The following is a 24,571-nucleotide window of genomic DNA, read 5'->3' on the forward strand; positions in this document are numbered from 1 at the left end:
GCTGCACACGGTGACGCCATGACCGCACGCCTTCTGCTCATCGCCGCCGGGCTCATCGCGCTCGGCGGCTGCGCGGCGGACCCGAAGGAGTTGGCTGCGGCCGACAGCGCCAAATGCCGGGAGTACGGCATGCGCCCAGGCACAGAGGCGTTCGCCAACTGCCGGATGACGCTCGACGTCGAGCGCCGACGGGCGCGCGATCGGCCGATCTATGTGCCGATCGACGGCTATGGCCCGCTAGGACCCGGCGCCTACGGGCGGTTCTGACGCTTTTCGCGCGGAGCGGACTGAATTCGGCGCCGCGCTCCGCTGAGCCCACCGTCAAAACCGGGACGCTCGCCATGGCGCAGCGTCCTGCGGTTCACGCCCGATCAAACGAAAAGCCCCGGCGCAAGCGCCGGGGCTCCGAAACAGAGGATGCGACCGGCGCGTCAGCGGGCCGCCGTCGAGCCTTCGTCGATGCGGGTTGCGGCGTAGGCGATCGCCTTCTGGTAGACGCTCGCCTTGTTCCACTCCGACAGCACGGCGAAGTTGGCCGAACCTTCTTCCCAGCCGCCGCCTGCGCGCCAGCCCTTCTGCTTCAGGTAATTGGCGATCGACGCAACGGTGTCGGCCGATGAGCGGACCATGTCCGCGCGGCCGTCGCCGTCTCCGTCCACGGCGTACTTGAGATAGGACGAGGGCAGGAACTGCGCTTGCCCGATCTCGCCGTGCTCCGCGCCGCGCATCTCGGACATGGTGAGATCGCCGCGGTCGACGAGGGTCATTGCCGCGATCAGCTCGCCCTGGAACATGTCCGAGCGGCGGCAGTCATAGGCGAGGGTGGCGAGGCCGTTGAAGACGTTCTTGGACCCCTGGATGGCGCCGAATGCCGTCTCCATGCCCCAGATCGTCGCGATGATCGGCGCCGGCACGCCGTAGCGGGCCTCGACGCGATCGAACAGCGCCTTGTTCTTCTGGATGCGCGAGCGCGCCTGGCTGATCAGCGAAGCGGGCGCGCGCTTGGCGATGAACTGCTCCAGCGTGAGCTTGAACGGCCGCTGCGTGCGATCGTAGGCGATCAGGCGGCGGTCATAGGACACGCCGGCGAGCGCCGCGCTGGCGGTGCGCTGGGAAATGCCGCGGGAGACCGCTTCCGCCTGGAAGTTCTGGACCCAGGCGTCGAAGCCTGCGCCGTCGTTGCCGCCGCACTGCGCCGCAGACGCCGTCCCGACGGACAGCGCGGCGCCCAGGCTGATCAAGCCGGCGCTAAGAAGCTTCGTGGTGATGCGCATGTCGTCTCCGCCGCGTCTGTTGTTTGTTCATGACGTCTACGGGACCCGACACGACGCCAACGCCGACATCAAGTCGGCTCCGGCGGCATTTTGATGGTCGAAGCTTGCGATTCAATTGCCGCGGGCGGTCATGGCTGGTCACACGTTGCGCAGAGGCAACACGTTGCCGTCAGAAATGGCTGAAACTTGTCTCTCCGAGCATGACCGGCCGGCCGTGGCGCTCCACGCTGACGCCCTCGCCCTCGATCAGCACGCCGATGTCGGTCACACGGACGCCCGCCGCGGCCGCCTCCGACTCGAACGCCTCCGCGTCTTCCGGTTCGATCGCGGCGAGGATCTCGTAGTCGTCGCCGCCTGTGAGGGCCGTCGCGAACGCCGCGGGGTCGACGCGAGTCGCGCGGAACGCCGCCGCCGACAGCGGGACCCGTCCCGCATCGATCACGGCGGCGACCTTTGAGGCTGCGGCAAGTTTGCCGACGTCCCCAACCAGCCCGTCGGAGACGTCCATCGAAGCGGCGGCGTAGGTCGCAACCACCCCGGCCAGCGCAAGGCGCGGTTCCGGCAGCAGGTACCGGTCGAGCAGCGTCTCCTTCTCGGCGCGCCGCAGGTCCCAAAGCGCCGCCAGGCGCTCATCGAGCCGCAGCTTCAGCCCGAGAGCCGCGTCGCCGATCGCGCCAGACACATACAGCCGTTGCCCTGGAGCCGCTCCCGTTCGCCGCGGAGCCTGGCCCTCCGGGGCGTGGCCGAAGGCGGTGATCGACACCATCAGCGGACCCGGCGTCCGGACCGTGTCGCCGCCGAGCAGCGACAGGCTGAACTCCTCCTGGTCGATTGCGAGGCCTTCGACGAAGCCTTCCAGCCAATCGACCTCCCAGTCGTCGGGAAGCGCCAGCGTCACGAGGTAGCCGGCCGGCTGCGCGCCTTTGGCGGCGAGATCGGACAGGTTCACACGCAGCGCCTTGCGAGCGATGGCGTCGGGGGGGTCGTCGGGGAAGAAATGCACGCCGGCGACGATCGCGTCGACGGTGACGACCAAGTCCTTGCCGAAGGCGGGCGGGATCGTGGCGGCGTCGTCCAGCAGGAGCGCGGCGCCGGGGGCTGTGGCCAGCGGGCGGAAGAACCGCGCGATCAGGCCTGCTTCGTCGGGGCGTCCGCGCCGTCCGGTCACGCCAGCGCCGGCTTCGCGCCGTACACGCGGTCGGCGCGCTGTTCGAAGGCCTCGGCGTAACGGCGGAACACGCGTTCGAAGGCGGCGCCTACCAGCATGGAGAGGGTGCGGCTGCGGAGCTCCCAGTCGATGAAGAACCTTACCTCGCACCCCCCCGACTCCAGCGGCTCGAACGACCACCGATTCTCGAGCCGGCTGAACGGACCGTCGAGATACTCCACGAGGATCGAGCGCTTCTCCCGGTCGAGCGTCACCCGGCTGGTGAAGGTCTCCCGGAAGATTTTGTAGGCCACCGTCATGTCGGCGACGAGCACCGGCCGTTGGTCGCGCTCTTCGCGGCGGCGGATCTTCAAGGCCTCGCAGAGCGGCAGGAACAGCGGATATTTCTCCACGTCCGCCACGAGGTCGAACATCTCCTCGGCGGAATGAGGAACCCGGCGGGACGTGCGAAAGCTCGGCATATGTCGTCTTAGGCCCGGATCGAAATCGCGTCGAAGTGAGGGATATAGGTTGTCCGGCGGCGGTTATCGCCCGGATTGCGGCGCGTGGCCACCGTCAGTAGATCGTCCCGTTGCGGGCGAGCCACTCATCGAACACGGCTTCGGCTTCCGGCATCTGAACGCGCTCACACGCGATCCAGCGCTGGTCGAGCGGCCGGCCGATCTCCTCGTAGATCTTGGCGTCGTCGAAGCCGATGCGCGCGGCGTCGTGGCGGCTGTTGGCGAAGACGATCCGGTCCATGCGCGCCCATGCGACCGCCGCGAGGCACATCGGGCATGGCTCGCACGAGGCGTACATGACGTGGCCCGTGAGCACGTGCGTGCCGAGCGCCTCCGCCGCGCGACGGATGGCGACGACCTCGGCGTGGGCGGTCGGGTCGCCATGGGAAAGGACCTGGTTCCAGCCCTCCGCCACGATGCGGCCGTCCGACGTCGCGACGACGGCCCCGAAGGGACCGCCCTCGCCCGCCTCGCTGTGCACGCGCGACAGCTCTACGGCGCGCGCGAGAAGGTCCGGATCGCTCATGGGATCAGGATCGTCGAGCCGGTGGTGGCCCGGCCTTCGAGCGCCCTATGCGCGTCGGCCGCCTGCTCCAGCGGATAGCGCGCCCCGATGTCGATCGTCACGGCGCCGGACGCAATCACGTCGAACAGGTCCTCCGCCGTCGCAAGCAGCTCGGGCCGGGTCGCGGCGTAGTGATTCAGGGTGGCCCGCGTCGCGAAGAGCGATCCCTTCTGGGCGAGCAGACCGATGTTGAACGGCTCGATCGAGCCCGAGGACTGCCCGAAGCTCACCCACATGCCGCGTGGTTTGATGCAATCGAGCGAGGCCGGGAACGTGTCTTTGCCGACGGAATCGTAGACCACGTCCACGCCTTTGCCTCCGGTGATCTCCTTCACCTTGGCGACGAAGTCCTCGGACCGGTAGTCGATGACGTGCGCGCAGCCCTTGGTCTTTGCGAGCGCCACCTTCTCCGGCCCACCGGCGGTGCCGATCACCGTCGCGCCGAGATGGTTTGCCCACTGGCAGGCGATCTGGCCGACGCCGCCCGCGGCCGCGTGGAAGAGGATCGTGTGCTCCGGCCCGACGCGGAAGGTGCGGCGAAGCAGGTACTGCGCCGTCATGCCCTTCAGCATCGCGGCGGCTGCGGTCTCGTCGGTGACGCCGGCGGGAATCTTCACCAGACGCTCCGCCGGGATGACCCGCTCCGTGGCGTAGGAGCCGAGCGGGCCGCCAGCGTAGGCGACGCGGTCGCCCGGCTTGAGGTCGGTCACCCCTTCCCCGACCGCCACGACTTCGCCTGCGCCCTCGGACCCGAGCACGAAGGGCGTCTCCTGCGGGTAGAGCCCCGTCCGATGGTAGACGTCGATGAAGTTCACGCCGATCGCCGTGTGGCGGATGCGGGCGTCACCCTTCTTGAGGGGCGGCAGTTCGACATCCTCGAAGGTCAGCGCTTCGGGGCCGCCGGTCGCATGAACGCGGATCGCCTTCGCCATGGGACAGGGTCCTTTCGATGTGACTCGGGTTTCGCCGCATCACATGGCGCAGAGTCGGCGCGAGAGGAAGCGCGCGGCGCGCAGGGCCGCCGACGAAAAGCGGCGGAGCCGATGACAGGCCCCGCCGCACAGGATCAGGAGAGCAAGCTCACTTTGCGAGCTTGGCGGCGATTTCCGCCACGTGCTTGCCCTGGAACCGCGCCCCGGCGAGTTCGTTCTCGCTCGGCTGGCGGGAGCCGTCGCCCTTGGCGAGGGTGCTCGCGCCGTAGGGCGAACCGCCGGTGATCTCGTCCATGTTCATCTGGCCGGCGAAGGAATAGGGCAGCCCGACGACCACCATGCCGTGGTGAAGCAGGGTCGGGAGGAAGCCAAGGATCGTGCTCTCCTGACCGCCGTGCTGGGTCGCCGATGCGGTGAACACCGACCCGACCTTGCCCACCAGTTTCCCGGCGAACCACAGGCCGCCGGTCTGGTCGATGAAGCTGCGCATCTGCGACGCGACGGTGCCGAAGCGGGTCGGCGCGCCGAAGATGATGGCGTCGTACTCGGGGAGCTCCTCGACCGTCGCGATCGGCGCGGCCTGGTCGAGCTTGAAATGATTGGCCCGAGCGGCCTCCTCGGGGACGGTTTCCGGCACGCGCTTCACCACCGCCTCGGCGCCTGCCTCGCGCACGCCTTCGGCGACGGCGTTCGCCATGGTCTCGATGTGGCCGTAGGTGGAGTAGTAAAGGACGAGCACTTTGGTCATCGGAATCTCGCTGGCTGGAGTGAGTCCGGCGCGGCGCGCCGACGGCTTGGGCGGTAAGGTGCATCGTGCATCGACGCCAATCAATGCTCATAAAATGGATGCACCACTTGCACTCACGCAAATGAACGTACGGCGCTGCGTTGCAGGCTCGCAAGATGCTAAGCGGGAACCGAACATTGTCAGAGAGTCCACCACGATGACCGAGTCCGCACCCGCCGTCAGATTGCTGCGCGAAGGCGCGCGGGCGACAATCCTGATCGACCGTCCAGCCAAGAAGAACGCCATCGACGAGGCGACCTGGCGGGCGCTCCCGCTCGTCGCCGCGGAGATCGCGGCCGATCCCGAGATCGCGGTCGTGGTGGTCCGGGGTGCGGGCGGCGTGTTCAGCGCGGGCGCCGACATCGGCGAGTTCGTGGCGCTCACCGCCGCCGACGAGGCGCGCCGGCGCTCCTACGCCGACGCCGTGCGCGACGGCGAGGAGGCCATCGCACGCATCGCTCAGCCGACCATCGCCGCAATCGAGGGCGTCTGCGTCGGCGGAGGGTGTCAGATCGCCCTCGCCTGCGACCTCCGCGTCGCGGCCGAAGGCGCCCGCTTCGGCGTCACCCCGGCGCGGCTCGGCATCGTCTATCCCGTCGCGAGCACCGCGCGGCTGGTCGGCGCCGTCGGCGCATCGGCGGCGAAGGAGCTCCTGTTCACGGGTCGGCTCATGGGCTCGGACGAAGCTCTGGCGAAGCGGCTTGTGGACCGCCTCACGCCTCCGGACGCGCTCGACGCCGCAATCGACGACCTCGTCTCCGCCATGGCCGCGGCCTCCCGCTACTCCATCGACGCCGCCAAGCGCACGGTCGACGCCATCGTCGGTGGCGCGACCGACCACATGGCGCTGGACGCGCTGTGGCGCGGCGGCTTCTCCGGAGAAGACCTCAAAGAGGGCGCCCAGGCATTCCTGGACAAGCGGCTTCCACGCTTTACGTGGCGGCCGTGAAGCGCCTAAGGCGAGCGTAAACCGCCGCCGAGCTGTCGAGGTTTGACAGCGCTTCGCCGCAGGGTCCAATTCGCAGCTGCAGCAATCCCACGGAAAGCCCGGAGACGTCCCCCATGACGAGCCGAATCGTAGCCGTCGATCCCTTCGATCTGGTGGTGTTCGGCGGCACCGGCGATCTCGCGCACCGGAAGCTGTTTCCGGCGCTGTATCGGCGGGACCATGACGGCCAGCTGACCGAGCCGACGCGCATCGTCGGCGTCTCCCGCAAGGATCACACCGACGAGTCGTTCCGCGCCGAGGTCAAGGAGGCGCTGCAGACGTTCGTGCCGGCAGACGAGCTCGACAAGCCGACGCTGAAGCGCTTCCTCGCCCGCATCCGCTACGTCACCGTCGAAGCGGCGGGCGAGGCAGGCTGGGCGGATCTGAAAACGCTGATCGCCGACGGACTCGACCGCGTGCGCGCATTTTATCTCGCGACCTCGCCCGACCTGTTCGACGCCATCACGCACAATCTGAAGACGCACGACCTCGTCACTCAGAAGACCCGCGTCGTGCTGGAGAAGCCGCTGGGCAAGGACCTCGCGTCCGCCCAGGAGATCAACGCCGCGGTCGGCGAGGTGCTGGACGAGAGCCAGATCTACCGCATTGACCACTATCTCGGGAAAGAGACGGTCCAGAACCTCCTGGCGCTGCGGTTCGCCAACGTGCTGTTCGAGCCGGTGTGGGACTCCGCGCACGTCGACCATGTGCAGATCACCGTCGCGGAGAAGATCGGCGTGGGCTCGCGCGGCGGCTACTACGACACCTCGGGCGCGCTCCGCGACATGGTGCAGAACCACATCCTGCAGCTGCTCTGTCTCGTCGCCATGGAGCCGCCGGGCGAGCTCGACGCCGACAGCTTGCGCGACGAGAAGCTCAAGGTGCTGCGGGCGCTGAGGCCCATCGACGACGCCTCGGTGCGCTCGCTCACCGTCCGCGGCCAGTACCGCACCGGGGCGATCGACGGGAAATCGGTGCCCGGCTACGTCGAGGAGCTGGGCGACGGCGCCCAGAGCCAGACGGAGACCTTCGTCGCGCTCAAGACGGAGGTGCGGACCTGGCGCTGGGCCGGCGTGCCCTTCTATCTCCGCACCGGGAAGCGGCTGCCTCAGCAGGTGTCCGAGATCGTGATCCAGTTCCGCGAGGTGCCGCGCTCGATCTTCGGCGCCGCCGGCGGCTTCCTCGCGCCCAACCGCCTCGTCATTCGGCTGCAACCCGACGAAGGCGTGAAGCTCTACCTGATGATCAAGGACCCCGGCCCTGGCGGCCTGCGCTTCCGCGAGGTGCCGCTGAACCTCTCGTTCGCCGACACGTTCAAGGTCCGGAACCCCGACGCCTACGAGCGCCTTCTGATGGACGTGATCCGCGGCAGCCAGGCCCTGTTCATGCGCCGCGATGAGGTGGAGGCCGCCTGGAGATGGGCGGACCCGATCCTTGAAGCCTGGTCGCGGCTCGGCCACGCGCCGTCGACCTACACCGCAGGCACCTGGGGCCCCTCCTCCGCGGTGGCGCTGATCGAGCGCGACGGCCGCACCTGGCACGAGGACCCCGACGCATGAGCGATCACCACGTCGCGATCAAAGAGTTCGAGAGCCGTGAAGAACTGGCGCAGGCGCTCGCCGACCAGACCGCCGACGCCCTCCGCTCGGCGATTTCCGACGGCGGGGCGGCGACGCTCGCCGTGTCCGGCGGCTCGACGCCGAAGCTCTATTTCCAGAAGCTCTCGCTGGCCGAGCTCGACTGGGAGTCGGTCACCGTCACGCTCGTCGACGAACGCTGGGTCCCGGAAAGCTCCGAGCGCTCCAACGCGCAGCTGGTGAAGGAAAACCTGCTCCAGAACGAGGCCCACGCCGCGAGCTTCGTGCCGCTCTACACCGGCGCGGCCAGCCCCGAGGAGGGTCTCCACGAGGTCGCCGAGCGCGTCGCGGACCTCTCGGGTCCGATTACGGTCGCGATTCTGGGCATGGGCGACGACGGCCACACCGCCTCGTTCTTTCCCGGCGGCGACCGACTGGCCTACGCCATCGATCCGACGAGCCATTTGCTCGTTTCGCCGATGCGCGCCGAGGCCGCCGGGGAGCCCCGCATCACTCTGACCTTGCCCGTGCTGCTCGCAGCCACGATGCTGGTGCTTCACATAGAAGGCGAGGGGAAGAAGAACGTTCTGGAGACGGCGCTCGCGGGCAAGGACGCGACCGAGATGCCGATCCGGGCCGTCGTCGCCCACGCGCCGCACCCGCTGCAGATCGTCTGGGCGCCCTGAGCGCCTGACGGGGAGCACAGCGCAGATTTCACGAGGAGCGCTCGCATGACCCTCGACGCCCGCATCGCGGAGGTGACCGCCGCTATCGTCGACCGATCGCGCGACGAACGCGCGCGTTATCTCGACGCGATCGAGAAGGCCGGGGCCAAGGGCCCGCACCGCGCGGCGCTGTCCTGCGGCAACCTCGCCCATGGCTTCGCCGGCTGCGGCGCGGCGGACAAGCAGGCGCTGAAGGACCAGATCGTGCCGAACATCGGCGTCGTCACCGCCTACAACGACATGCTGTCGGCGCATCAGCCCTACGAGCGTTTCCCCGACATCATCCGCGCGGCGGCGCGCGAGGCCGGCGCGGTGGCGCAGGTGGCGGGCGGCGTGCCCGCCATGTGCGACGGCGTCACCCAGGGGCAGCCCGGCATGGAGCTGTCGCTGTTCTCCCGCGACGTCATCGCCATGTCGACGGCGGTCGCGCTCAGCCACGACATGTTCGACGCCGCGCTTTACCTCGGCATCTGCGACAAGATCGTGCCCGGCCTCGTCATCGGCGCTCTGGCCTTCGGGCACCTGCCGGCGGTGTTCGTACCCTCCGGCCCCATGCCCTCCGGCATGACAAACGACGAGAAGGGCCGCATCCGCGGGCTCTACGCCGAGGGCAAGATCGGCCGCGCCGAGCTGCTGGAGGCCGAGAGCGCGAGCTATCACTCGCCCGGCACCTGCACCTTCTACGGCACGGCGAACTCGAACCAGATGCTCATGGAGATCATGGGCCTCCATCTGCCGGGCTCGAGCTTCGTGCCGCCGAACACTCCCTTACGCGACGCGCTGACCACCGCAGCCGTGAACCAGGCGCTCGCCATCACGCGGTCGGGCAACGGTTACGCGCCGATCGGCCAGATCCTGGACGAAAAGGCCTTCGTCAACGGCATCGTCGGTCTCAACGCCACCGGCGGCTCCACCAACCATGCGATCCACCTCGTCGCCATGGCGAAGGCGGCCGGCATCACGCTGACCTGGGACGACTTCGACCGGCTCTCGGCCGCGACGCCTCTGCTCTGCCGCATCTACCCCAACGGCTCCGCCGACGTGAACCACTTCCACGCCGCCGGCGGCATGGGCTTCCTCATCCGCGAGTTGCGCGGCGCCGGGCTGCTGCACGACGACGTGCTGACCGTCATGGGGCCGGGGCTCGGCGAGTACGTGAAGGAGCCGACGCTGGCCGGGGGTGAGATCGTGTGGAGGGACATCGAGCCCGCAAGCGGCGACCTCTCGGTGCTGCGCCCGGTGGCCGAGCCGTTCCAGGCGGACGGCGGCCTGCGCCTGCTCGACGGCAACATGGGGCGCGCCGTCATCAAGGTCTCCGCCGTCGACCGCGACCGCTGGGTCGTCGAGGCGCCGGCGCGCGTGTTCACCACGCAGGACGGGCTGGAGGCTGCGTTCCGCGCTGGCGAACTCGACCGGGACGTCGTCGCCGTGGTGCGCTTCCAGGGGCCCAAGGCCAACGGCATGCCGGAGCTGCACCGGCTGACGCCCTCGCTCTCGGTGCTGCAGAAGCGGGGGCACAAGGTGGCTCTGGTGACCGACGGGCGCATGTCCGGCGCCTCCGGCAAGGTCCCGGCGGCGATTCACGTGACGCCCGAAGCCGCCCACGGCGGCCCGATCGGCAAGATCCGTGACGGCGACGTCATCCGGGTCGACGCGGAGGCCGGAACGCTGGAGGTGCTGGTGGACGCCGCCGAGTTCGCGGCTCGGGAGAACGCCTTCGAGGAAACCGAGCCCCAGTTCGGCATGGGCCGTAACCTGTTCGCGGCGTTTCGCGCCGCCGTGGGACCCGCCGAGCAAGGCGCGAGCGCTCTCTGACGGCGCACGCCTTCCCGCTGCGGCAGGTTGACACAAGCGGCGTCGATCCCCATCGTCTGCTCACTCCGAGGGGTGCCCGCAGGGGCTGAGACGGCGATCGCCGAACCCTTTGAACCTGATCCGGGTCATGCCGGCGAAGGAACGGGGCGCCTCTCCCAGACGCTTCCCGACATTCGCCGGCTGCGACCTGCTTTTGAAAGCCGCACGCCATGGCCGCGCAGACGCGCGTCACCGTTCTGGGAGCCGGCGTCGCCGGCCTGACCACAGCCGTCGAGCTCGCGGAGCGCGGCGCGAACGTGACCGTGCTCGAGCGCGGCAGCCGCGTCGGCGAACACGCCTGCTCCTGGTCCGCCGGCGGAATGCTGGCGCCCTGGTGCGAGCGGGAGAGCGCTGAGGAGGCGGTAATCGAGGGCGGCGGGGTCGCGCTCAACTGGTGGCCCTCCCACGTCGACGGCGTCGTGCGCCAGGGCACGCTGGTGGTCGCTCCAGCGCGCGACAACGCCGAACTCGCCCGCTTCGCCCGCCGCACCTCCCGCTTCGAGGCGCTCGACGGCGAGGGCGTCGCCGCGCTTGAGCCCGACCTCGCGGGACGGTTCCGCTCCGGCCTGTTCTTCCCCGACGAAGCGCATCTCGACCCGCGCGCCGCGCTGGCGGGTCTCGAGTCGCGGCTCGCGGCGCTCGGCGGTCACATCCGCTTCGGGGTCGAGGCCGAGGCCGACAGCGCCGAAGGCGACGCCGTGGTGGACTGCCGTGGTTTCGCGGCCCGCGCGGAGTTTCCTGATCTTCGCGGCGTCCGCGGCGAGATGCTGGTTGTGCGGACCCGGGAGATCGCGTTCCAGCGGCCGGTGCGGCTGCTGCATCCGCGGATCCCGTTCTACGTCGTGCCGCGGGCCGACGGCCTGTTCATGCTTGGCGCGACCATGATCGAGAGCGCGGAGCGGCGCGGCCCCGTTGTCCGCTCGGTGGTCGATCTGCTGAATGCGGCCTATGCGCTGCACCCGGCGTTCGGCGAGGCCGAGATCGTCGAGACCCGCGCCGACGTGCGCCCCGCCTTCCCCGACAACCTGCCGCGCGTTGATACCCGCGGCCGGGTCACTTACGTCAATGGTCTGTACCGACACGGTTTTCTGCTTTCCCCGGCCTGCGCGCGCGCAGCCGCGGACGCCGTGTTGGGACCCAAGGAGATGAGCCATGAAGCTGATCGTGAACGGCGACGAGCGTGAGCTCGGCGTGCGCGATCTGGCCGAAGCGTTGAGCGCGCTCGACTACGACGACGCGATCGTGGCGACCGCCGTCAACGGCGACTTCGTGCCCGCCCGGGCGCGGGCCGCGACGCCGCTGAACGACGGCGACCGCATCGAGATCGTCTCGCCGCGGCAGGGAGGCTGAGGCCATGGAGCTCTATGGAGTCAAGATCGGCTCGCGCCTGCTGCTCGGCACGGCGCAGTACCCCTCGCCTGCGATCCTCGCCGACGCTGTGAGGGCCTCGGGCGCGGAGATCCTCACCGTCTCGCTGCGCCGCGAATCCGGACGGCTGCGGGAGGGCCAGGACTTCTGGGGCCTGATCGCAGGCTTGAACGTGAAGGTTCTGCCCAACACCGCCGGCTGTCACTCTGTGAAGGAGGCTGTCACCACCGCGCAGATGGCGCGTGAGGTCTTCGGCACCAACTGGTTGAAGCTCGAGGTGATCGGCGAGGCGGATACGCTGCAGCCCGACGTGTTCGGCCTGGTCGAGGCCGCGCGCATCCTCACCGAGGACGGCTTCGAAGTCTTCCCCTACACCACGGAAGATCTCGTTGTGGCCGAACGACTTATCGACGCCGGCTGCAAGGTGCTGATGCCGTGGGGCGCGCCGATCGGCACCGGCATGGGGCTCAACAACGTTTACGGCCTGCGGTCGCTGCGGGCGCATTTCCCCGACGTGCCGCTGGTGGTCGACGCCGGCATCGGCAAGCCGAGCCACGCCGCCGCCGCCCTCGAGCTTGGCTACGACGCCGTGCTGCTGAACACCGCCGTGGCCAAGGCCGGCGACCCTGTCGCCATGGCCGGCGCGTTCAAGCTCGCGGTGGAGGCGGGGCGGTCGGCCTACCTTGCCGACCCGATCGAGCCGCGGGACATGGCGGCGCCCTCCACCCCCGTCTTCGGTCGCGCGAGCCTCGCATGACCCGGCGCCTCGACCCGTTCTACCCCGTCGTGGACAGCGCCGCCTGGGTGCGGCGGATGACCGACGCGGGCGCGAAGCTCGTGCAGCTGCGTGTGAAGGACAAGCCGGAAACCATTTTGCGCACTGAGATTTCGGACGCGCTTGCGACCTGTTCGGCGGCGGGAGCCGACCTCGTCGTCAACGACTACTGGAAGCTCGCGATCGAGCTTGGCGCCTCCTTCCTGCACCTCGGCCAGGAGGACCTCGACGACGCCGACCTCGGGGCGATCCGCCGAGCCGGGATCAGGCTCGGCGTCTCCACGCACACCCCGGAGGAGCTGGACCGCGCGCTCTCCGTGGACCCGCACCACGTCGCTCTTGGGCCGATCTGGCCCACCATCCTGAAAAAAATGCCCTTTGCGCCTCAGGGCCTTGCGCGCATCAGCGAGTGGAAGCGCGCGATTGGCGACCGCCCGCTGGTGGCGATCGGCGGCCTGACGCCCGACCGGGCGGCGCAGTGCCTTGCGGCCGGCGCAGACGTGGTCGCGGTGGTGAACGACGTCGTGGGGGCCCCCGACCCGGAAGCGCGCGCCCGCGAGTGGATCGACCTCACGCGCGCCTCGGCCTGAAGCTCCGAACCGGGCACGGCTGGTTTACTCGGCCGGGCCGGCGGTTAACGCGGGGCGTCACTTGAGTCAACCCCAAGGCGACCGTCGAGGGCGCTTCGCGCATCGGCGCGATCGCTCGCGTCTCACCCCATGCCGCCGTCGTTCGCCGCCGAGAGATCCTCGACGGACGTCGCGCCGGGCGCGGGCAACGGCTTCGGCTCGCCTTCGCCGGGCATTCGCCGGAAGCCAGCGACCTCGGAGGCGTCGGGCGCGTCGAGGTCTTGGGCGTCGTCCGGGCCCGCCTTCGCGCCCGGCTTCACCTGCGGCTGTCGGGCGGCCTCGGCCTCGGAGAGGCCGGTCGCGGCGCTGGCGTCGTCGGGCTTGGGATTGTGCGTCATGGAACCTGTCTCCGGTCGGTCGCCTCCTTGGGAAGCGCCGCCGGAGGCCGAAGGTTCCAGACGCCTCGTCAGTGCAGGATCTGGCTGAGGAACAGCTTGGTGCGCTCGTGCTGCGGGTTGGCGAAGAAGGCGTTGGGCTCGTTCATCTCGATGATCTGGCCCGCGTCCATGAAGATCACGCGGTTCGCGACCTGCCGGGCGAAACCCATCTCGTGGGTGACGCAGAGCATGGTCATCCCGTCGTTGGCGAGGCCCACCATGGTGTCGAGCACCTCCTTGACCATCTCGGGGTCGAGGGCCGACGTCGGCTCGTCGAACAGCATGATCTTCGGCTGCATGCAAAGCGCGCGGGCGATCGCCACGCGCTGCTGCTGGCCGCCGGAGAGCTGACCCGGATACTTCTTCGCCTGCTCGGGAATGCGCACCCGCTTGAGGAAGTGCATCGCGAGCTCTTCGGCGTCCTTCTTCGGCATCTTGCGCACCCAGATCGGCGCAAGGGTGCAGTTCTCGAGGATGGTGAGGTGCGGGAAGAGGTTGAAGTGCTGGAAGCACATCCCGACCTCGCGGCGGATCTCGTCGATCTTCTTGAGATCGTTTGTGAGCTCGGTGCCCTCGACGATGATCTGGCCCTTCTGGTGCTCCTCCAGCCGGTTGATGCAGCGGATCATCGTGGACTTGCCCGAGCCGGACGGTCCGCAGATCACGATGCGCTCGCCGCGCTTCACCTTGAGATTGATGTCCTTCAGCACGTTGAAGTCGCCGTACCATTTGGACATGCCGATGATCTCGACCGCGGTCTCGTTCGAGATCTGCGCCTTCTGGGCGGCGGGAAGTTCGGAGGCGTCGACGACGGACTCGGCCATGGGCGTGGCTCCTTGACGGTTCAGTGCTTGTGGCCGACGTCCAGCCGCTCTTCGACGAAGCGAGAGTAGCGGGACATGCCGTAGCAGAAGATGAAGTAGACGATGCCGGCGAAGGCGAAGCCGGTGTAGACGGTGCCGGGCGTCGCCCAGTTCGGGTCGGCGAAGGCCGCCCGGATGATGCCGAGGAAGTCGAAGATCGAGACGATCGCCACCAGCGTCGTGTCCTTGAACAGGCCGATGAAGGTGTTGACGATGCCGGGGATCACGAGCTTCAGCGCCTGCGGCAGCACGATCAGGATCATCATCGGCCAGTAGCGCAGGCCCATCGCCATGGCGCCTTCGTACTGCCCTTTCGGGATCGCCTGCAGGCCGCCGCGGACGACCTCCGCCATGTAGGCCGCTGAGAACAACGACACGCCGACGAGCGCGCGCAGGAGGCCGTCGATGGTCCAGCCCGAGGGCAGGAACAGCGGCAGCATGTAAGTCGCGAAGAACAGCACGGTGATCAGCGGAACGCCGCGCCAGAACTCGATGAAGGCGATCGCGAAGAAGCGCACCACCGGCAGCTTTGAGCGGCGGCCGAGGGCGAGCAGCACGCCGAGCGGCAGCGAGGCGACGATGCCGGTGGTGGCGACGACCAGCGTGACCAGCAGGCCGCCCCAGGCGCGGGTTTCGACCGGGCGGAGGCCGAACACGCCGCCGCTCAACATGATGACGGCGAAGATCGGGAACGCGACGAAGAACAGGAGCGCGTTCGCCTTCTTGTAGGGCGCCGCGGGGGTCAGCAGCGGCGCGATCAGCGCGACGGCCACGAAGAAGACGGTCGCCGGCCGCCAGTGCTCCTCCGCGGGGTAGAAGCCGTAAAGCAGCTGTCCGAACCGCGCGGTGATGAAGGGCCAGCAAGCCCCCACGCCCGGCGCGATGCAGGCCTCGCGGTTCGCGCCGGTCCACACCGCCCGGAGGACGAGGAAGTCGAGCATGATCCACGCGACATAGATCGCGAGCGCCAGGCAGACCACGGACAGCAACGTGTTGGCGGGCCCGGCGAACAGGTTCTGCCGCGCCCAGCCCGAGATTCCCACCAGCGAGGCCGGGGGCGGCTCGGGCTGCAGGATCTCCTTGCGGACGAAAGGCTGGTCGTTGCCGAAAGCGACGTCGCTCATGTCCGACTCACCGTTCGATCAGCGCGACGCGCCGGTTGTACCAGTTCATGAAGAGCGAGGTCACAAGGCTGATAACGAGGTAGCAGCCCATCGTGATGGCGATGATCTCGATGGCCTGCCCGGTTTGGTTCAGCGTCGTCCCGGCGAAGACCTGCACCAGTTCGGGGTAGCCGATGAAGGCCGCAAGCGAGGAGTTCTTCGTCAGGTTGAGGTACTGGCTCGTGAGCGGCGGGATCATCACGCGCATTGCCTGGGGAATGACCACAAGGCGGGTCGACAGATTGGGCTTGAGGCCGAGCGAGGCCGCCGCCTCCGATTGGCCGTGGCTGACCGCCTTGATGCCGGCGCGGACGATCTCGGCGATGAAGCCGCCCGTGTAGATCGAAAGCGCCACGACGAGCGCCGCGAACTCCGGCAGCAGGCGGGACCCGCCCACGAAGTTGAAGCCCTTGAGCACCGGCGTCTCAAGGGTGAGCGGAAAGCCCACGAGCGCGAAGCCGACGAAGGGCAGCCCCACGAGCAGCGCCACCGAGGTCCAGAACACCGGGAATTGCTGGCCCGTCTTCTCGCGACGGGCGGTCGCCCATTTGTTCAGGACGATCACGCAAACAACGGCGATCGCGAAGGCGATGAAGCCGACGTGGCTGCCCTCGCCGAATACGATCCGCGGGATGTAGACGCCGCGGTTATTGATGAAGACCTCGCCGAAGATGGAGTAGCTGTTCCGAGCGGCGGGCATCGCGGCCAGCACCGCGAGGTACCAGAACAGGATGTGGAACAGCAGCGGGAGGTTGCGCGTCACCTCGACGTAGACGGTGCAGACCTTGCGCACCATCCAGTTCTTCGACAGGCGGCCGACGCCGACGAGGAAGCCGAGGATGGTGGCGAACACGATGCCGACGACGGCGACGAGCAGCGTGTTGAGAATGGCGACGAGCAGCGCGCGGCCATAGCTCGACGACTCGTTGTAGGGAATCAGCGTCTGGTTGAGGCCGAAGCCCGCCGTCTGATTGAGGAAGCCGAAACCGGACGCGATGCGCTGGTTCGAAAGGTTTTCCTGCGCGTTCCAGATCATCGCTCCGAGCAGGAGCGCGACGACCGCGACCACCACGATCTGCGCCACGTTTCCACGGAAACGCGCGTCGTTCCAGATGGACGAGGTCGACTGCGGACGGGCCGCCGGGGCCGGGCCATCATGCGTAATCGCCATCACACGCTCCAACTTCACGGCAGGTTCGACGCCCTACCAGACGTGAGCCCCGCCCCGCCCGGGCGAGCCGGGCGAGGCGGAAGCGCGACGCAACCGTCGGCTCAGCGGATCGGCGGGCCGTACTGAAGGCCGCCCTTGCTCCACAGCGCGTTCTTGCCGCGCTCGATCTGGAGGGGCGAGCCCTTCCCGACGCTGCGATCGAAGGCCTCGCCGTAGTTGCCGACCTTGGTCACGATCCGCGCCAGCCAGTCCTTGGTGAGGCCGATCTGCTCGCCGAAATTGCCCTCGGCGCCGAGCATGCGCTTGATGTCGGGGTTCGGCGAATTCAGCATGTCCTTGACGTTCTGGGAGGTGATGCCCGCCTCTTCGGCGTTCAGCATGCCGTAGTGGACCCACTTCACGATGTCGAACCACTGGTCGTCGCCCTGCCGGACGGCGGTGGCGAGCGGCTCCTTGGAGATCAGCTCCGGCAGAATGACGTGCTCGTCCTTGTCGGCGAGCTTCAGGCGCAGGGCGTAGAGCTGGGACTGATCCGAGGTGAAGACCTCGCAGCGGCCGGACTCATAGGCCTTCAGCGTCTCTTCCTGGCCCTGGAAGGCGACGACTTCGTACTGGAGATTGTTGGACCGGAAGAAGTCCGCGACGTTGAGCTCGGTCGTGGTGCCGGACTGGGTGCAGACCGACGCGCCGTTCAGCTCCATGGCCGACTTCACGCCGAGCGACTTGCGCACCAGGAAGCCCTGGCCGTCGTAGTAGTTGGTCGCGGTGAAGTTGAGGCCCTGGGTCGCGTCGCGCGACAGCGTCCAGGTGGAGTTGCGCGACAGGATGTCGACTTCGCCGGATTGAAGCGCGGTGAAGCGGTCCTTGGCGGTCAGCGGCGAAAACCGCACCTTGCTCGGGTCGTCGAAGATCGCGGCGGCGACGGCGCGGCAGAGATCGACGTCGAGGCCGGTCCACTCTCCCTTGGAGTCGGGGTTCGAGAAGCCAGGCAGTCCAGTGCTGACGCCGCACTGGAGAAAGCCCTTCTGCTTGACCTGGTCCAGGGTCGCCGCATCGGCGGCGCCGGACGCGAAGACCGCAGAAGCGCCGAGCGCCAGAGCGGTAAGGATCTTTTTCATTGGGGGGACTCGCCTCTCTCGCAAGGGACGCCGGGCCCGGCCTCGGGCGGCGGCGCGGCTTGCGCCTGCTCCCATGACCGTCAGCTCCGGCCTTCTGGTCGAACGGGTCGCCGGGGGTGCGGCGCCGCTCAGGCGCCATCTTCGCGCGATAATTCAGCCGCCGCGAGATGATTTTCGCGCCACTCGCTAAAAATGACCAAGGCTTGACGGGATCTTAGCAAGCGCCTGACAACCTGCTGGCTTCCACCTGGGATTTCGAGGGCCGACTGCCATGGGACGTGATGGGGAACGCGCGTTCGGGCCGCTGACGGACCTCGTCCTCGGCGGCCGCGCCGTCGTGGAGCAGCATGGCTTCGTCAATCCGCCGATCGTCCGCGGCTCCACCGTGCTGTCGCCGACCGTCGCCGACCTCGAGGGGCGGACCGGCCGCTACGCCTATGGCCGGCGCGGCACGCCGACCTCCGACGCGCTGGTCGACGCCCTGAAAACCCTGGAGGGCGGCGCGCATGTCGCGCTCACGCCGTCGGGGTTGAACGCGGTCGCGACCGCCCTGCTCGCGGTGCTCGGCGCGGGCGACCACCTGCTGATGGTCGACACGGTCTACCAGCCGACCCGCCACCTCTGCGACCTGACGCTGAAGCGGATGGGCATCGAGACGACCTACTACGAGCCGCAGATCGGCGCGCAGATCGCGGACCTCATCCGGCCCGAAACCAAGGCCGTCTTCGTCGAGAGCCCGGGCTCCCTCACCTTCGAGATCCAGGACATCCCGGCCATCACAGGCGCGGCGCATGCGCGCGGCGCCGCGGTGGTGATGGACAATACATGGGCGACGCCGCTGTTTTTTAAGGCGCACGACCAGGGTGTGGACCTCTCCGTCACGGCGGGCACGAAGTACCTCGGCGGCCACGCCGACCTGCTGCTCGGGACGATCTCGGCGAACGAGGCCTACGCGCCCGCGCTGATCGCGACCCACGGCGCGCTGGGCCTCTGCGTCGGGCCGGACGACATGTTTCTCGCGCTGCGCGGCCTGCGGACGCTCGGGGTGCGGCTCGCCCACCAGCAGGACGCGGGCCTGCGGGTCGCGCGCTGGCTCGAATCGCGCTCCGAGGTCGCCCGCGTGCTGCATCCGGCGCTGGAGAACGACCCCGGCCACGCGCTTTGGCGGCGCGACTTCACCGGCGCCTCCAGCCTGTTCGCGATCGAGCTGAAGCCGGGGCCGAAGGCGGCGGTCGCGGCCTTCCTGGACGGGCTTCGCCTGTTCGGCCTCGGCTACTCCTGGGGCGGGTTCGAGAGCCTCGCGATCCCCTACGACGCGCGGCCGATCCGGACGGCGAGCCGCTGGGCGCCAGCCGGGCCGACCGTGCGCATCCATGTCGGGCTGGAGGAGGTCGAGGACCTGATCGCGGACCTCGACGCCGGGCTCGCCCGCTACGCCGCGGCGCTCTGAGCCGGCGTCAGGGCGTCAGCCACCGCATGCCGCCGGCGCGCTCGAACAGCGCGCGGCGGTGGCCACCGCGGCCGAGATGAAGCCATTCCAGCGTCGCGACCGCGAGTTCGACCACCGCGAAATGGCCGAAGCCGCCGTCGCCGCCGGGAGCGGGCGCATAGGCGCCGCCCTCCTCGATCGCGTCGCCCGGCGACGGCTCGACCGCGTAGAGGCTGCGCGCCTCGTCGGGAACGGCGACCCAGGCGATCCGGGCGATGTCGTCGCCGACATGCACGCGGCTGAGGCCCTCGAGCCGGATCTGCGCGCGCTCGTCGCGGTCCCAGGCGCAGAGCGCGGTCCTCGGGTCCGCCGCGATTTCGGCGATCTTGTCGGAGCGGGTGTCGGCGTGAAACCGCACGCGCCAGGCGGTGGAGTCGGCCTTCCGCAGCACCACGGTGCGGGCTCTGGGGCGCGCGTCGAGGCCGACCGTCGCCAGGGTGAGCCGCCGCATGGGCGCGAGCGGATCGGTGGCGGCCTCGCCTAACAGCCGCCAGGCCTCCGCGCGGGAGGCGGCGAGGTCGTCGTAGTAAGAGGGGCGGCCCGGAGTGGTCACGGCCCGTCGAGACTAGACCAGCGTGGCGCGCCGGAAAATATCCCTCGCACGGCGCCGCAGCAAAAAAGTTGCGGTCTGTCTGGCAGCCGTTTTAGAGATCGCCAAAGAAAAACCCCGCGCAGCCAAGCTGCGCGGGGTCGAAACTTTACGAACGGGCCGAAGCCCAGTCGTTTCAGAGCTCAGCCGGGCTGTACGAGGTGACCTCGAGGCCAACCGGGGTCTCGGAAACGATCGGAGCGGTCCAAACAGCCATTGTAGCCTCCTAAAAGCTTGCGCGATGCGCCGCACCGCGCGGCGATCAGAACGCCGTCTGCGTTCGATGGAGCCACTATCGAGCGAACAAGCGCTGATCGCCAGTTAATTTCCTGTCATGTTTCGACAGGGCGTCCGGGGCGGTCAGTTCCGGGTGTTGGTCGCAGGCACCGGCTTCTTGTCGCCGCTCTTGTTCTCCGTCTGCTCCTTCGTTGTCGTCGGCGAGACCGACTGTTGCTTGCGCGTCGTGTCCATCTCGCTGCGCTCCTTGGCGTTCTCGCGGTCGCCGGTGGACTGGGCCGTGCCGCTGGTCTGGGCGAAGGCCGCGACCGGGGCCACAAGCATCGCAGCGGCGAGCGCGCCGGAGGCGAGCGTCTTCATCGAAGATTTCATGACTTTTGCTTTCCTTGGTGCGTTTCGCGACAGAAACGGCGCGTCACGCCCGATAGTTCCGTGCGTCCGTCGTCTTGCGCGCCACTTGGGCGTGTGGACGGATCTGATCGGGGATGATCAGAGCGGCAACGGCGCCGCCGGATGGACGAGCCAGGCCTCCCTCAGCTCCCGCCAGAAATCGGCCGGGATCGTCTCGTTCAGCGCGGCCGTGTCTTCGGCGATGCGTTGCGGCCGGCTGGCGCCTGGGATGACCGCCGCGACCGCCGGGTTGGCCAGCGAGAATTGCAAGCCGGCGGCTTTCATGCTGACGCCGTAGCGGTCGGCGATCGCCTTGATCGCCGCAACCTTCGCCAGGATTTCCGGGGTGGCGGGGGCGTATTCGAAGTTCGGGCCGCCGACGAGCGCGCCCGAGCTGTAGGGGCCGCCGACGACGATGCCGAGGCCGCGCTCGGCGACCTTGGGCATCAGCCGCTCGAGCGCTCGGTCGTGGTCGAGCAGCGTGTAGCGTCCCGCGAGCAAGGAGCCGTCGGGCCGCGGTTCGTCTAGGTCGAGCAGCAGCTCCACCGCCTCGACCCGGTTCACGCCCAGACCCCACGCCTTGATGACGCCCTCGTCGCGCAGCCGGTCGAGCGCTTTGAACGCGCCGGTGCGGGCCTCCTCGAACTTGGCCAGCCATTCGTCGCCATAGAAATCCTGCGCCACGTCGTGGACCCAGACGATGTCGATATGGTCGGTCTGCAGGCGCTTCAGGCTGTCCTCGAGCGAGCGCAGCGTCGCGTCGTGCGAATAGTCGTTGACCACCTTGTTCGGGCGCCCATGGGCGAAGACCTCGCCCTTCTCGCCATTGTCGCGGGGCGTGTGCTCGATCTCGTCGAGCACGATGCGGCCCACCTTGGTGCTGATGACATAGGCGTCGCGCGGCTTGCCCTTGAGCGCTTCGCCCATGCGGATCTCGGCGAGCCCTGCGCCGTAGGAGGGCGCATTGTCGAAGTAGCGGATGCCGTCGTTCCACGCGGCCTCGACGGTCGCCAGCGCTTCCGCCTCCGGGATCGCGCGGAACATGTTGCCGAGCGGCGCGGCGCCGAAGCCGAGCCGAGATGGAAGAATGTCCTTGAGCGCCATGATGTTGGTCCTCGTCTCTGGAAGGGTCTAGGCGACCGCCAGCGGATCGAGCGCGAACGCGCTCCGCTCGGCGAGGTCGTTGACGGACGCCAGATAGGCCTGGAAGTGGGAGCTCGCCCGATGGGCGGCGACGGCCTCGGCGTTTTCGTAGAGTTCGTCGAGCACGTAGCGGCCGGGCTGCGCCTGATCCGCCCAGAGGTCGTAGCGCAGATTGCCGGGCTCGGCGCGCGAGGGCGCGATCATCCCGTCGAGCAGGCTGCGCAGCGCTTCGGCTTTGCCCTGGCGCGCCGTCAGCACCGCGACGATCTTGATGTGGCTGGTCACAATGGTGGTCCCTGCGTGAGCTGAATAGATGTGAAGGGCGGAGCGCCTCCGCAGCGCTCCGCCGTTGCGTCTCGTTCTCATGCAGCCCGACGGGCTTCGAGCGCGTCGATCAAGGCCTTGGCGATGGGATGATCCGAGCGCGGGTTCTGGCCGGTGATCAGCTCCCGGTCGACGACGACGTTCGGCTCGAAATCGACGGAGGTCGTCTCGACCTCGCCGCCCGCCGCGGTCAGGGCGTGGGGCATGTCGAAGTACATCTTCGCATGGAGGATGTGGTCTTCGACCACCTTCTCCTCGGTCGCTGAGAAGATCGTCATCCGGTACCCCGCATAGGGCCAGCTCTTCGCCCATTCGCGCGCCTTGTCGTCTGCGCCGGCGATCAGCGCGGCGCGGAAAGCCCGGGGATCGTCCATCGCAGCGGTCAGCGCGATCGGACCATGGCAGAGCAGCGCGGTCGGCTTGGCCGCCTCGTGGAAGTGACGAAGGATCTCACCGACCTCCGGGTCCTGCATCAGGTCGACCACCGGCGCCTGACCGCCGGGGAAGAAGACGCCGGCATATTGGTCCAGCCCGCCGTCGATCACCGCGCGCAGCGTGCGCGGCGCGTTCATCGCCGGGCTGTTGTCGTAGTAGTCGCGGGCGGCGCGGTAAGCGGCTTCGTCATTCTCGAAATGCGCAGGCGCGTCCGACGCGGCGTCGATGGTCGGCTTGCCCCCTTTTGGGGTAGCGAGCACGACGTCATAGCCAGCCGCTTCGAGCGCCATCGCCGGAACGACCGTCTCGTTCAGATACTGGCCGGTTGCGCCCCACTTGTTGCCCCGCACCTCGATGCGGGTCGCGTTGGAGCCGATCAGCAGAACCTTGCCCTTGCTCATGGAAACTTCCTGTCTCTCGATCTCGTCCGCATTCCGGACGAGCAGACGATGCGGTCTCCCCTGTCATTCTAGAACTTTATTTCTTGGATTTGAGATATACGCATGAGAGCATAACTTATGCGCTATGACCTCAATCTGCTGCCGATCTTCGTCGCCCTCATGGAGGAGCGCAGCGTCACGCGCGCGGCCGAGCGGCTGGGGATGACCCAGCCGGCGCTCTCCAATGCGCTCACGCGATTGCGGCTGATGCTGAAGGATCAGCTGTTCGTCCGCGAGCGCTACGGCATCCAGCCGACTCCGATCGCGCTCGAACTCGCCCCGCACATCGCCGACGCGCTCGCCAGCCTCGACGACGCGGTGCTGGGGCAGCAGGATTTCGATCCCGCCACCGCCGAACGCCTCTTCACGATCGCGCCCAATGGCTACGTGGAGTTCGTCATCGTTCCGGCGCTGGTGGCGCGGCTCGCCCAAGTCGCGCCCGGCGTCAAGCTCAGGTTGACGCCTTACGGCAACGACTTGACTGAGACGGGCGTCGTCTCCGGCACGACTGCGATGGTCCTCGGACGCATCATTGATCCGCCTGACAATCTTGTGGTCCAGCATCTGATGGACGAGGGACTGGATTGCGTCGTGCGCGCCGGCCATCCCGAGATCGGGAAGGCGATCACGCGCGAACAGTTCGAGACCATGCGCCACGTCAACGTGGCGCCGCCGGGCCGGATGCGCGCCGGCCTGTTTCAGGCCCTGGCGCAGCAGAATCTGAAGCGCGAGGTGGCCCTCTCGGTCACCAACTTCTTCGCGGTGGCCGAGATGATCGCGGTCACCGACTATGTGGCGACGCTGCCGCGCCTGATCTGCCGCCGGCTCGCGCAAGACCAGCGGTTGCGCATCCTGCCCGCGCCGGTCGATCTCGGGACCTTTCCGGTCGAGATGGCGTGGCACGTCCGCTACCGTCACGACCCGGCGCACCGCTGGCTGCGTGCGCTCGTCGGGCAAGTGATCGGCGAACTCGAGGCGCCAGCGGCCGTCAGGGCTGCCCCCTGATCACCGTTCCGACCGTGTCGCTTTGAGGTCAGCGCGGAGACCGTCCCGGTTTCCGGCCTTTGCCGACGGTATTCTCACCGCGAAATGAGGACTGACGTCCCCCCCGGTTTGGCCAGGAACCGCTCCCCAGGAGGCGAGCGCCGGCTGCGCCGCCGCCAAATCCGTCCACACCGTCTAGATTAATTTGGAGTCAAGGGATGGCATACAAGCCCAGTAATCAGATTACAATGACGCTTGTTTTTACGAAATCGGATCTGCGGAGACCTTCGAGCATATACAGCCTGTCGCCTACGAGTTCATAAGCGCATCCGCCGATACCTCTCGTCGCTTGGCCAAACAAGCCAATTTCATCGTACGGCGCAATGTAAACAACCAACGTCCCGCCGCGCGTCGGCCGCGTAGAATAGAGGCCACTCGAATGGGCGCCTGACCAGACGTATTTGGCAGCGGCAGCAGAGGCTACCAACGGGGCTTTCGGCTTGAAATCGCCATCGGGCAACTTGGTGTTCGCTGCCGCCGCACACTCATCCGCAATAGCTGGCGTCAATAGTGTTGTCGCCCGCACTGCGGCAAGTTCGATTTGCGCGTGAGCCGCCGTCTTTTCTTCTAGCGAGGCCTCCGGTACGCATCCGCCTACTACAGCTGAGGCCAGCACGAGAACGAGTGTGCGCATCACGGGGTCCCC

29 protein-coding genes and 1 riboswitch are annotated in these 24,571 nt (G+C 68.2%); of the genes, 11 read left to right on the plus strand and 18 right to left on the minus strand.

The genetic code is table 11. The features are described from left to right. Positions 1 to 18: 18 nt before the first annotated feature. Positions 19 to 267 carry a hypothetical protein gene (locus METY_RS02620; protein ID WP_103119849.1) on the plus strand — a complete coding sequence of 83 codons (249 nt, stop codon included), beginning with the start codon at positions 19 to 21 and terminating at the stop codon, positions 265 to 267. A gap of 164 nt (positions 268 to 431) precedes the next feature. Here METY_RS02620 and METY_RS02625 read toward each other — a convergent pair whose 3' ends face one another. From METY_RS02625 to wrbA, 6 genes are all read right to left on the minus strand, one after another. Continuing rightward, positions 432 to 1,274: a lytic murein transglycosylase gene (locus METY_RS02625; protein WP_103119850.1), complete on the minus strand. Its 843-nt coding sequence runs from the start codon at positions 1,272 to 1,274 to the stop codon at positions 432 to 434. Between the two features lie 169 nt (positions 1,275 to 1,443). Beyond that, positions 1,444 to 2,442, minus strand: a complete 999-nt coding sequence (thiL, locus tag METY_RS02630) for a thiamine-phosphate kinase (protein ID WP_103119851.1) — start codon at positions 2,440 to 2,442, stop codon at positions 1,444 to 1,446. Further along, complete coding sequence (locus METY_RS02635) at positions 2,439 to 2,903, minus strand: type II toxin-antitoxin system RatA family toxin (protein ID WP_103119852.1); 465 nt, start codon at positions 2,901 to 2,903, stop codon at positions 2,439 to 2,441. The genes thiL and METY_RS02635 overlap by 4 nt, the downstream gene beginning before the upstream one ends. 94 nt (positions 2,904 to 2,997) lie before the next feature. Next, complete coding sequence (locus METY_RS02640) at positions 2,998 to 3,468, minus strand: nucleoside deaminase (protein WP_103119853.1); 471 nt, start codon at positions 3,466 to 3,468, stop codon at positions 2,998 to 3,000. After that, positions 3,465 to 4,439, minus strand: coding sequence for a quinone oxidoreductase family protein (locus METY_RS02645; RefSeq protein WP_103119854.1), 975 nt, complete (start codon positions 4,437 to 4,439; stop codon positions 3,465 to 3,467). Before METY_RS02645 ends, METY_RS02640 begins: the two co-directional genes overlap by 4 nt. 148 nt (positions 4,440 to 4,587) lie before the next feature. Further along, positions 4,588 to 5,187, minus strand: a complete 600-nt coding sequence (gene wrbA / locus METY_RS02650; RefSeq protein ID WP_103119855.1) for an NAD(P)H:quinone oxidoreductase — start codon at positions 5,185 to 5,187, stop codon at positions 4,588 to 4,590. 196 nt (positions 5,188 to 5,383) lie between these two features. On the opposite strand from wrbA, the gene METY_RS02655 reads away from it, so the two are divergent. The 8 genes from METY_RS02655 to METY_RS02690 all read left to right on the plus strand — a co-directional run bounded on the left by METY_RS02655 (position 5,384) and on the right by METY_RS02690 (position 13,103). Next, a complete protein-coding gene (locus METY_RS02655) occupies positions 5,384 to 6,175 on the plus strand; it encodes an enoyl-CoA hydratase/isomerase family protein (RefSeq protein WP_103119856.1) in 792 nt (263 codons plus the stop codon). 113 nt (positions 6,176 to 6,288) lie between these two features. Further along, positions 6,289 to 7,773 (plus strand): glucose-6-phosphate dehydrogenase, encoded by a 1,485-nt coding sequence (gene zwf / locus METY_RS02660; RefSeq protein WP_103119857.1) that lies wholly within the window; start codon positions 6,289 to 6,291, stop codon positions 7,771 to 7,773. Then, positions 7,770 to 8,477, plus strand: coding sequence for a 6-phosphogluconolactonase (gene pgl, locus METY_RS02665; protein WP_103119858.1), 708 nt, complete (start codon positions 7,770 to 7,772; stop codon positions 8,475 to 8,477). The genes zwf and pgl overlap by 4 nt, the downstream gene beginning before the upstream one ends. A 45-nt stretch (positions 8,478 to 8,522) precedes the next feature. After that, positions 8,523 to 10,331 carry a phosphogluconate dehydratase gene (gene edd, locus METY_RS02670; protein WP_103119859.1) on the plus strand — a complete coding sequence of 603 codons (1,809 nt, stop codon included), beginning with the start codon at positions 8,523 to 8,525 and terminating at the stop codon, positions 10,329 to 10,331. Between the two features lie 58 nt (positions 10,332 to 10,389). Then, positions 10,390 to 10,490, plus strand: a riboswitch (TPP riboswitch). A 50-nt stretch (positions 10,491 to 10,540) separates the two neighbouring features. Then, positions 10,541 to 11,554 carry a glycine oxidase ThiO gene (thiO, locus tag METY_RS02675; protein WP_103119860.1) on the plus strand — a complete coding sequence of 338 codons (1,014 nt, stop codon included), beginning with the start codon at positions 10,541 to 10,543 and terminating at the stop codon, positions 11,552 to 11,554. Continuing rightward, a complete protein-coding gene (gene thiS / locus METY_RS02680) occupies positions 11,523 to 11,720 on the plus strand; it encodes a sulfur carrier protein ThiS (protein WP_103119861.1) in 198 nt (65 codons plus the stop codon). Before thiO ends, thiS begins: the two co-directional genes overlap by 32 nt. Positions 11,721 to 11,724: 4 nt before the next feature. Then, positions 11,725 to 12,495, plus strand: coding sequence for a thiazole synthase (locus METY_RS02685; protein ID WP_103119862.1), 771 nt, complete (start codon positions 11,725 to 11,727; stop codon positions 12,493 to 12,495). Then, positions 12,492 to 13,103 (plus strand): thiamine phosphate synthase, encoded by a 612-nt coding sequence (locus tag METY_RS02690; protein WP_103119863.1) that lies wholly within the window; start codon positions 12,492 to 12,494, stop codon positions 13,101 to 13,103. Before METY_RS02685 ends, METY_RS02690 begins: the two co-directional genes overlap by 4 nt. A 122-nt stretch (positions 13,104 to 13,225) precedes the next feature. Here the strand turns inward: METY_RS02690 and METY_RS02695 are convergent, their stop codons facing one another. The 5 genes from METY_RS02695 to METY_RS02715 form a co-directional block, all read right to left on the minus strand. Next, positions 13,226 to 13,480: a hypothetical protein gene (locus tag METY_RS02695; RefSeq protein WP_103119864.1), complete on the minus strand. Its 255-nt coding sequence runs from the start codon at positions 13,478 to 13,480 to the stop codon at positions 13,226 to 13,228. Positions 13,481 to 13,548: 68 nt separating this feature from the next. After that, positions 13,549 to 14,343: an amino acid ABC transporter ATP-binding protein gene (locus METY_RS02700; RefSeq protein ID WP_304481659.1), complete on the minus strand. Its 795-nt coding sequence runs from the start codon at positions 14,341 to 14,343 to the stop codon at positions 13,549 to 13,551. A 20-nt stretch (positions 14,344 to 14,363) separates the two neighbouring features. Then, positions 14,364 to 15,506 (minus strand): amino acid ABC transporter permease, encoded by a 1,143-nt coding sequence (locus METY_RS02705; RefSeq protein WP_103119865.1) that lies wholly within the window; start codon positions 15,504 to 15,506, stop codon positions 14,364 to 14,366. A 7-nt stretch (positions 15,507 to 15,513) separates the two neighbouring features. Then, on the minus strand, positions 15,514 to 16,716 hold the full coding sequence (locus METY_RS02710) for an amino acid ABC transporter permease (protein ID WP_103119866.1): 1,203 nt from the start codon (positions 16,714 to 16,716) through the stop codon (positions 15,514 to 15,516). 101 nt (positions 16,717 to 16,817) lie between these two features. Then, entirely contained in the window at positions 16,818 to 17,834 is a 1,017-nt protein-coding gene (locus tag METY_RS02715; RefSeq protein WP_103119867.1) for an amino acid ABC transporter substrate-binding protein, read from the minus strand. A gap of 271 nt (positions 17,835 to 18,105) precedes the next feature. Here METY_RS02715 and metC point away from each other — a divergent pair, with 271 nt between their 5' ends. Continuing rightward, entirely contained in the window at positions 18,106 to 19,284 is a 1,179-nt protein-coding gene (gene metC / locus METY_RS02720; protein WP_103119868.1) for a cystathionine beta-lyase, read from the plus strand. 7 nt (positions 19,285 to 19,291) lie between these two features. On the opposite strand, the gene METY_RS02725 is transcribed toward metC, so the two are convergent. The 6 genes from METY_RS02725 to METY_RS02750 all read right to left on the minus strand — a co-directional run bounded on the left by METY_RS02725 (position 19,292) and on the right by METY_RS02750 (position 22,842). Continuing rightward, the gene (locus METY_RS02725) at positions 19,292 to 19,876 is read right to left on the minus strand and encodes a pyridoxamine 5'-phosphate oxidase family protein (protein ID WP_103119869.1); all 585 of its coding nucleotides are present in this window, start codon (positions 19,874 to 19,876) and stop codon (positions 19,292 to 19,294) included. Positions 19,877 to 20,048: 172 nt separating this feature from the next. Then, complete coding sequence (gene pqqA / locus METY_RS21735; protein ID WP_103119870.1) at positions 20,049 to 20,129, minus strand: pyrroloquinoline quinone precursor peptide PqqA; 81 nt, start codon at positions 20,127 to 20,129, stop codon at positions 20,049 to 20,051. A gap of 143 nt (positions 20,130 to 20,272) precedes the next feature. Then, entirely contained in the window at positions 20,273 to 20,521 is a 249-nt protein-coding gene (locus METY_RS02735) for a hypothetical protein (protein ID WP_103119871.1), read from the minus strand. 117 nt (positions 20,522 to 20,638) lie between these two features. Continuing rightward, a complete protein-coding gene (locus METY_RS02740) occupies positions 20,639 to 21,643 on the minus strand; it encodes an aldo/keto reductase (RefSeq protein WP_103119872.1) in 1,005 nt (334 codons plus the stop codon). Between the two features lie 27 nt (positions 21,644 to 21,670). Next, positions 21,671 to 21,967: a putative quinol monooxygenase gene (locus METY_RS02745; RefSeq protein ID WP_103119873.1), complete on the minus strand. Its 297-nt coding sequence runs from the start codon at positions 21,965 to 21,967 to the stop codon at positions 21,671 to 21,673. Positions 21,968 to 22,044: 77 nt separating this feature from the next. Beyond that, positions 22,045 to 22,842, minus strand: coding sequence for a type 1 glutamine amidotransferase domain-containing protein (locus METY_RS02750; protein ID WP_103119874.1), 798 nt, complete (start codon positions 22,840 to 22,842; stop codon positions 22,045 to 22,047). 117 nt (positions 22,843 to 22,959) lie between these two features. Here METY_RS02750 and METY_RS02755 point away from each other — a divergent pair, with 117 nt between their 5' ends. Then, the gene (locus tag METY_RS02755) at positions 22,960 to 23,886 is read left to right on the plus strand and encodes a LysR substrate-binding domain-containing protein (protein WP_103119875.1); all 927 of its coding nucleotides are present in this window, start codon (positions 22,960 to 22,962) and stop codon (positions 23,884 to 23,886) included. A gap of 217 nt (positions 23,887 to 24,103) precedes the next feature. Here METY_RS02755 and METY_RS20765 read toward each other — a convergent pair whose 3' ends face one another. After that, positions 24,104 to 24,559 carry a hypothetical protein gene (locus METY_RS20765; RefSeq protein WP_146035647.1) on the minus strand — a complete coding sequence of 152 codons (456 nt, stop codon included), beginning with the start codon at positions 24,557 to 24,559 and terminating at the stop codon, positions 24,104 to 24,106. Positions 24,560 to 24,571: the final 12 nt, after the last annotated feature.

The organism is Methylopila sp. Yamaguchi, assembly GCF_002897035.1.
Taxonomy (GTDB): Bacteria; Pseudomonadota; Alphaproteobacteria; order Rhizobiales; family Methylopilaceae; genus Methylopila.